This window comes from Actinomycetota bacterium (genome assembly GCA_005774595.1).
Taxonomy (GTDB): Bacteria; Actinomycetota; Coriobacteriia; order Anaerosomatales; family D1FN1-002; genus D1FN1-002.
Genome location: VAUM01000074.1, coordinates 1 through 7,234, shown reverse-complemented (window position 1 = coordinate 7,234; position 7,234 = coordinate 1). Strand labels below are relative to the sequence as shown.

At 69.9% G+C, this 7,234-nt stretch carries 7 protein-coding genes; 5 read left to right on the top strand and 2 right to left on the bottom strand.

The annotated features are described in order from the left end of the window. On the bottom strand, nt 1-441 hold a 441-nt coding region (locus FDZ70_04540), incomplete at its 3' end, for an IS256 family transposase (protein TLM78079.1). A gap of 160 nt (nt 442-601) precedes the next feature. Between FDZ70_04540 and FDZ70_04535 the strand changes: the two genes are divergently transcribed. From FDZ70_04535 to FDZ70_04515, 5 genes are all read left to right on the top strand, one after another. Then, nucleotides 602-1,843, top strand: coding sequence for a hypothetical protein (locus FDZ70_04535; GenBank protein TLM78078.1), 1,242 nt, complete (start codon nt 602-604; stop codon nt 1,841-1,843). A 10-nt stretch (nt 1,844-1,853) separates the two neighbouring features. Beyond that, a complete protein-coding gene (locus FDZ70_04530; GenBank protein TLM78077.1) occupies nt 1,854-2,627 on the top strand; it encodes a sulfite exporter TauE/SafE family protein in 774 nt (257 codons plus the stop codon). A gap of 68 nt (nt 2,628-2,695) precedes the next feature. Continuing rightward, a complete protein-coding gene (locus FDZ70_04525) occupies nt 2,696-4,021 on the top strand; it encodes a sensor histidine kinase (protein ID TLM78076.1) in 1,326 nt (441 codons plus the stop codon). Beyond that, nucleotides 4,018-4,725: a response regulator transcription factor gene (locus FDZ70_04520; GenBank protein ID TLM78075.1), complete on the top strand. Its 708-nt coding sequence runs from the start codon at nt 4,018-4,020 to the stop codon at nt 4,723-4,725. The genes FDZ70_04525 and FDZ70_04520 overlap by 4 nt, the downstream gene beginning before the upstream one ends. Beyond that, nucleotides 4,722-5,201, top strand: coding sequence for a metallophosphoesterase family protein (locus FDZ70_04515; protein TLM78074.1), 480 nt, complete (start codon nt 4,722-4,724; stop codon nt 5,199-5,201). Before FDZ70_04520 ends, FDZ70_04515 begins: the two co-directional genes overlap by 4 nt. Nucleotides 5,202-5,289: 88 nt before the next feature. Here the strand turns inward: FDZ70_04515 and FDZ70_04510 are convergent, their stop codons facing one another. Continuing rightward, on the bottom strand, nt 5,290-6,933 hold the full coding sequence (locus FDZ70_04510; GenBank protein ID TLM78073.1) for an MHS family MFS transporter: 1,644 nt from the start codon (nt 6,931-6,933) through the stop codon (nt 5,290-5,292). Nucleotides 6,934-7,234: the final 301 nt, after the last annotated feature.

Here is a 7,234-nt window from a genome sequence, read left to right as displayed (position 1 = left end):
CTCCCGCACCCGGATCGCGAGCGCGTCGACCCACAGGTAGGGGTATGCACCGCCGTCCAGCGGCCGGCTCCTGAACGCAGCGGCCTCCTCGTCCAGCGTTTTCGCCAGCCGGGAGACCTGCGAGCGCGAGATGCCCTCGATGCCGAGCGTGCGCACGAGCCCGTCGACGCGTCTCGTGGATACGCCGCGTACGTAGCACTCGGCGATCACGGCCACGAGCGCCCGCTCCGCGCGCCGGCGGTCCTCCAGCAGCCAGTCCGGGTAGTAGGTGCCCTCTCGCAGCTTGGGCACGGACAGCGCGATGGTGCCGACCCTCGTGTCGAGCTCGCGCTCGCGGTAGCCGTTGCGGCGGTTCACGCGCTCGTCGCTCCGCTGCCCGTACGCGGCACCGCACGCCGCGTCGGCTTCGGCGGACATGAGCACGTCCAGGAAGACCCTCATGAGCTCGCGCAGGATGTCCGGGTTGTCTTGGGCCAGCGGAAGCCCGAGAGCGTCCGGCGGCCCTAAACGCTAGAATGTACGGGGCCGCGTATGAGAGCGGCCCGCCGCGCGCGTGGAGCGCGCACGGACGCTTCCGGGCTACCGAGACGAGGAATGCCGCTTGGCCCCGTGTGTCGTGATCCCCACCTTCTGGACCGGCCGCCGTTCGCGCATAGGACGCCGCGTGCTGGACGTCTACGACCACCCGACCCTGATCGATGGGGAGAGCACGCTCCCGGAGTGCCTCGGTTCGCTGTCACGCCTGCCGGGCATCGACCGGGTCGTCGTGATCACCGCCGCCACCGACGCGGCCATCGAGCACGAGGCCGAGGACCGGGTCCGGGAGATGATCGCCGACTTCCCGCAGATCGACGCGCTCGTGTTCGGCGCGGCCGAGATCGGATCGCTGCATCGCCGGCTCGAGCAGCTCGAGTTCGCAGACATGCTCCCGGGCATCACGCTGCATGGCTACGGCGCCGTGCGCAACGTGGGCCTCATCACCGGCGCCGTGCTCGGCTGTGACTCGGTGCTCTTCGTCGACGACGATCAGGTCATCGTCGACTCCGACTTCCTGACCCGCGCCGAGGAGGGGCTCGGTGCGGCCGTGGACGGCAAGCGCATCCTCGCCAAGAGCGGCTACTACGTCGACGAGCAGGGTCGGCACCAGTCACTCGTCGATCCGCACTGGTCGAACACGTTCTGGCACCTCGATGAGGCGTTCAACGAGACGCTGGCGATCGTCGACGCCCCGCCGCGGATGCGGCCGAGCCCCGTGGCCTTCGGCGGCTGCCTGATCCTGCACCGTGACGTGTACTCGGCCGTCTCGTTCGACCCGTGGGTCGCGCGCGGCGAGGACGTGGACTACGTCATCAACGCCCGCATGCACGGCGGCGACGTCTTCCTCGACGGTGAGTGGCGCGTCGGGCATCGTCCGCCCGAGGTCCCGAGCGCCGCTCTGCGCTTCCGCCAGGACGTCTACCGGTTCGTCTACGAGCACCGCAAGCTCGAGTTCGCGAAGTCGCAGGTCGACCTTCGGCCAGTGACGCCGGAGTCGCTCGCGCCGTTCCCGGGCGAGTTCGTCGGGGGCTCGATCACGTGGCGGGCCTGGGCCACCGCATGGCTCCGCGGGCTGGCCGACTCCTCCGAGCGCAAGGCGTACCGCAAGGTGCGAGGCGCGCTTCGGCGCGAGGTGCCCGAGTACGCCCGCCGCAACTGCGACAACTACTTCGCCTTCCAGCGCCGCTGGCCGATCATGATGGAGCGCATCTGGGAGGACGTCGCGCTCCAGTCGCTGTTCACCGGCGAGCGCACCATCGACCGCTCCGCCATCACCGGGCGCTTCCCGCCGGTCCGACCCGAGTAGGGCCGCCGCGGTGTCGCTCGCTGCGGCACTCGTCGGCCTGCTGTCCGGCGTGCTGTCCGGGGCCTTCGGGATCGGCGGCGGCATCGTGACCACGCCGGCGGTCCTCGCGCTCGGCTTTCCCCAGCTCGTCGCGGTCGGGACGCCGCTGCCCGTCATCATCCCAACCGCGCTCACGGGCGCGTGGTCGTATGCGCGCCGCGGGCTCGCCGACCTGCGTGCCGGAGTGGTGATCGGCGCGTTCGGCGCGGCCGTCTCGGTCGTGGGCGCGCTGGGCGCCGAGCGGGTCGGGGGCGGCGTCGTGCTCGTCGTGACCGCGGCGCTCATCGTCTACACCGCCGCCGACATGGCCGTCGCCGAGTCCCGCGGGCCGCGCCGCGCGTCCGGCGCTCTCGGGGAGGCGGCCGCGGTCCCGCGCCCCGCCTTCGCCGCGCTCGCCGCGCTCGGCGTGGTGACCGGGCTGTACTCGGGCTTCCTCGGGCTCGGCGGCGGGTTCATCATCGTGCCGGCGCTCGCGCGGTGGCTCGGCTACCCGATCAAGCGTGCGATCGGCACGAGCCTGGTGGCGGTGTGTCTCATCGCCGTGCCGGGGACGGCGACGCACTGGGCGCTCGGCAACGTCGACTGGGGGCTTGCGGCGGCGCTCGTCGTGGGCGTGGTGCCGGGGGCGCTCGTGGGCGCGAAGCTCACGTCCGTTGCAGCCGACCGCGCCGTGCGCCTCGGCTTCGCCGCACTCCTCGCAGCCACAGGTGCGTGGCTCGCGTACGCGGTGGCGTCCGCGGCGTGAGCGGCTGCGGCGCCTCGGCGCTCGGCTATACTCAGTGCGCCTGGGACGGGCGGCTTGACGGAAGGGGCGTGGGCGGCGTGTCGGGCGACGTCGGACGGCGGGCGTTCCTTCTTCAGTCGGTGCTCATCGACCTCCTGCTCACGCTCAGCGTCATGATCATCGCCGGCACCGGGCTCGCGGCGCTCGTCGTCCCCGTGCCCCGTTACGTGTTCGTGACCGCGGTCGCCGGCATCACGCTGATCGCGCTGCTCATGCTGGCGGGCCGTTTCATCACCAGGCCCGACCACCTGCAGGCGCGGCAGTCGCAGCAGATCCTCGAGATCGCCAACCGGTCGCTGACGCACCTTCGGCGCGGGTTGGACGAGGAGACCGCCGGTGCGGTGTGCCGCCTGATCTTGGAGCAGGCGGACCACGTGGCCGCGGTGGCCATCACCGACACTGAGCGCATCCTCGGCTTCGCCGGCGCAGGCGAGGACCACCACACCACCGGCGGCCCTATCCTCACGCGCGCGACGGGCGAGACGATCGAGTGTGACGACTACCGCGTGCTGTCGTCGCACGACGAGATAGGCTGCCTGAGCGAGAAGTGCCCGCTGGAGGCGGCGATCGTCATGCCGTTGCGGATGCGCGCCCGGCCCGTCGGCACGCTCAAGTTCTACTACACGACCCCGAGGCTGCTCAACGAGACGCAGGTGACGATGGTCGGCGGCCTCGCCGACCTGCTCTCGACGCAGCTCGAGCTCTCGGAGCTCGACCGCCAGACCGAACTCGCCACCCGGATGGAGCTCCAGGCGCTCCAGGCGCAGATCAACCCGCACTTCCTGTTCAACACCATCAACACGATCGCGTCGCTCGTCCGTACCGATCCGTCCGAGGCGCGGGACCTGCTCCGCGAGTTCGCCACTTTCTACCGTCGCACGCTCGAGACGGGGGACAGCCCGGTCCCGCTCGCCCGCGAGCTCGAGTACGTGCACTCCTACCTGCGGTTCGAGACTGCCCGCTTCCCGAATCGGATCAAGGTGGTCGAGGACATCGAGCCGGCGGCCCTCGACGTGAACATCCCTGCGTTCGTGGTGCAGCCGCTCGTGGAGAACTGCATCAAGCACGGCATGCGCGCGCGGGGCGTCCTGACCGTGCGGATCGACGCGCGGCTGTCGCAGGGGCGCCTGACGGTGCGGGTCGCCGACGACGGCGTCGGGATGGCACCAGACGTGCTCGCCAAGGTCATGGAGCCCGGTTTCGGCACGGGGCTGGGCATCGCGCTCGGGAACGTCGACGATAGGCTGCGCGGGCTGTACGGGCCCGCATCCGGGCTGGTCGTGCACAGCACGGCGGACGCGGGGACGACGGTGACGCTCACCGTGATACAGGACCAGGCAGAAGGGATCACGTGACGCTCAAGGCGCTCATAGTGGACGACGAGGTGCACGCCCGTTCCGAGCTTCGGTATCTGCTCGGCGAGGCCGGAGGTGTCGAGGTCGTGGGCGAGGCCTGCGACGCCGTCGAGGCGTTGCAGCTCATCAAGGCCGTCCCGTACGACTGCATCTTCCTCGACGTCGACATGCCCGGGCTGTCCGGCATGCAGCTCGCGCAGGTGCTCGCGAGCGTCGAGAGCCCGCCCGCGGTCGTGTTCGTGACCGCCCACAGCGAGCATGCCGTGGAGGCCTTCGAGGTCGCTGCGGCCGACTACCTGGTCAAGCCGGTCGAGGTCGAACGGCTGCGACAGACGATAGGACGGCTCTCCCCGGCCGCCGACGTGTCGCGGGTCGAGCGCATCCCGGTGGAGAAGGCGGGCAAGAAGCTGCTGCTCGACGTCGACGACATCCTGTACGTGATGGCGAAGGACGACTATTCGTATGTGCACACCGACGGCGAGCGGTACCTCTCCACCCTGTCGCTGATGCAGCTCGAGGCGCGGCTCGAGAAGCGCGGGTTCTTCCGCGCCCATCGCCGCTTCCTCGTCAACCTCTCGGAGGTCAGGGAAGTCGTCCCGATGTACGGCGGCACCCTGCTGCTGACACTGCGGGACGCGGCTGAGACCCAGGTGCCGGTCTCACGCCGGCGCGTGCCGTCGTTGAAGCGGACGCTCGGCTTGTGATCGGCGACGCGGCCGGCCCCGTGCGCGTGGGCGTGCTGTCCGACACTCACGGCCGGCTGGACCCTCGCGTCGCCGAGGTGTTCGCCGGGGTGGATGCGATCGTGCATGCGGGCGACGTGGTGTCCTTGGACGACCTCGTGGCCCTGCGCGAGATCGCGCCGGTGACCGCGGTCGCGGGCAACTGCGACATCGCGGGCGAGCTCGGCTGCGTCCTCCGCGGCGTGGAGCGGCTGACCCTCGCGGGCGTGAGCGTCACGGTCGTGCATGACATCACGGACCTGCCCGGCTGGCGCACTGCGCCGGGCCTCGTCATCCACGGCCATACGCACGTGGCCGAGTTCGCCGGAGAGCCCGGCTGCATGCGCCTGAACCCCGGGTCGGCGTCCCGGGCGTACGGTGACGGCCCGCCGACCGTGGCGCTGCTCACGTGTGAGGCGGGCGAGGTGTCCGCCGAGGTCGTCCGGCTGCCCGAATAGGACCGCCACGCCGGCCGGGTGGACGTGACGAGGGCCCTCCCGTGCAGGAGGGCCCTCGCAAGGTGACGCGTGTGGTGCGGTGACGAGGCTACAGCTCGTCGGGGCCGACGTCCTCCACCTGGATGTCCGGCTGCTCGTCGGTGGTGACCGCCGCGGCGGCGATCGATTCGCCCGCGTGGATGTCGATGTGGTGGGTGTCCTTCACGAGGAACAGCCCGACCACGAAGCACACTCCCGCGACGCCCATCGGCCACCACAGGCCCGCGTAGTTGGACATGGGGTTGCCGGCCGCCGTCTGCGCGGAGACCCACGACAGGCCGATGATGGGCACGAGGCCGCCGAACACGCCGTTGCCGATGTGGTACGGCAGCGACATCGACGTGTACCGGATCTTCGTCGGGAACAGCTCGACGAGGAAGGCGGCGATCGGGCCGTAGACCATCGTCACGTAGATGACCTGGATGGCGACGCACAGCCACAGGATGAACGGGTTGTAGCCCTGATAGTCGAAGAGGAACTTCTGGTGCTTGACCGCCAGGGCATCGCCCTTCTTGATCTCCGTGATCGGGACCTTGGTGGCGCCGGCGATCGTGGCGGCGGTGTCGCCCTCGACCGCGATCGCGATCATGGGGACATCCTTGCCCGCGGCGGCGGCGGCCTTCGCGGTCTTCTCGAAGCCCTTGACGTCGTCGGCGGACGCCTTGTAGCTCGCCGGCGCGTTCGCGGCCATGAGGCCGTAGATCGGGTAGTACGTCAGGACCGCGAGCAGCATGCCGGCCAGCATGATCTTCTTGCGGCCGATCTTGTCGGACAACGCGCCCATCACGACGAAGAACGGGGTCGCGGCCAGCAGTGCGAGGCCGATGATGTAGTTCGAGTCGGTGAAGGCGACGTGGAAGATCTTCTGCAGGTAGAACAGGGCGTAGAACTGGCCCGTGTACCACACGACGCCCTGGCCCATCGTCGCGCCGAACAGCGCGAGCAGGACCCACTTCAGGTTCTCCTTCTTGCCGAACGACTCGAGGATCGGGTTCTTCGAGCGCTGGCCGGAGGCCTTCAGCTTGGCGAACAGCGGGGACTCACGCAGCGAGATACGGATGTAGAGCGAGACCATGATGAGCAGGATCGAGACGAGGAACGGGATGCGCCAGCCCCACTCGGAGAAGGCCTCGACGCTCATGCTCGACTTGGTCGCCAAGATGATTCCGAGCGACATGAACAGGCCGGCGGTCGCCGTGATCTGGATCCACGAGGTGTAGAAGCCGCGCTTGCCGTGCGGGGCGTGCTCGGCGATGTAGGTCGCCGCGCCGCCGTACTCGCCGCCGAGCGCCAGGCCCTGCATGATGCGCAGGAAGATGAGGATGACGCCGGCCGCTGGGCCGATCTTGTCGATGGTCGGCAGGCAGCCGACCGCGAACGTGCAGATTCCCATCAGGGTCATCGTGACGAGGAAGGTGTACTTCCGGCCGATGAGGTCGCCGACGCGGCCGAACACGATCGCACCGAACGGCCGGACGATGAAGCCGATCGCGAAGGCGGCGAGCCACGCGATCATGTCACCGAGCGGCGTGCCCGTCTGGTAGAACTTGCTCGCGATGACGGCCGCGAGGCTCCCGAAGATGTAGAAGTCGTACCACTCGACCATCGTTCCGACTGATGACGCTGCGATGATCTTCCGCATCTCACCCGGTGAGATCACGCGATCGGCATCAGCCGCGGCGGTGTCCGCCATGTCGAACCCTCCCTACGCTTGCCCACCGCCCTCGGGCGGCATCCTGTCGGCGAGACCTCCGGCGGTCTCGACGAGGGCCGGGCCTTCTGCCGGTGGTCCGACCCTCGCCCCACAAGGCTAGGGACTTGTTCCCGGGTCGTCTGCGAAGCGGCGGGGAGCGGTGCGCCGGTGCCGCCGGGCGGCATGTGCGCGTCGGTGAACGGCGGCCCACGCGGGCGGCCGCGGCACGCCGGGCGGCGGGAGCTGCGCGTCAGCCGAGGGCGGCGCGGACCTGCGAGACGAGGAAGTCGATCGCCGGCTC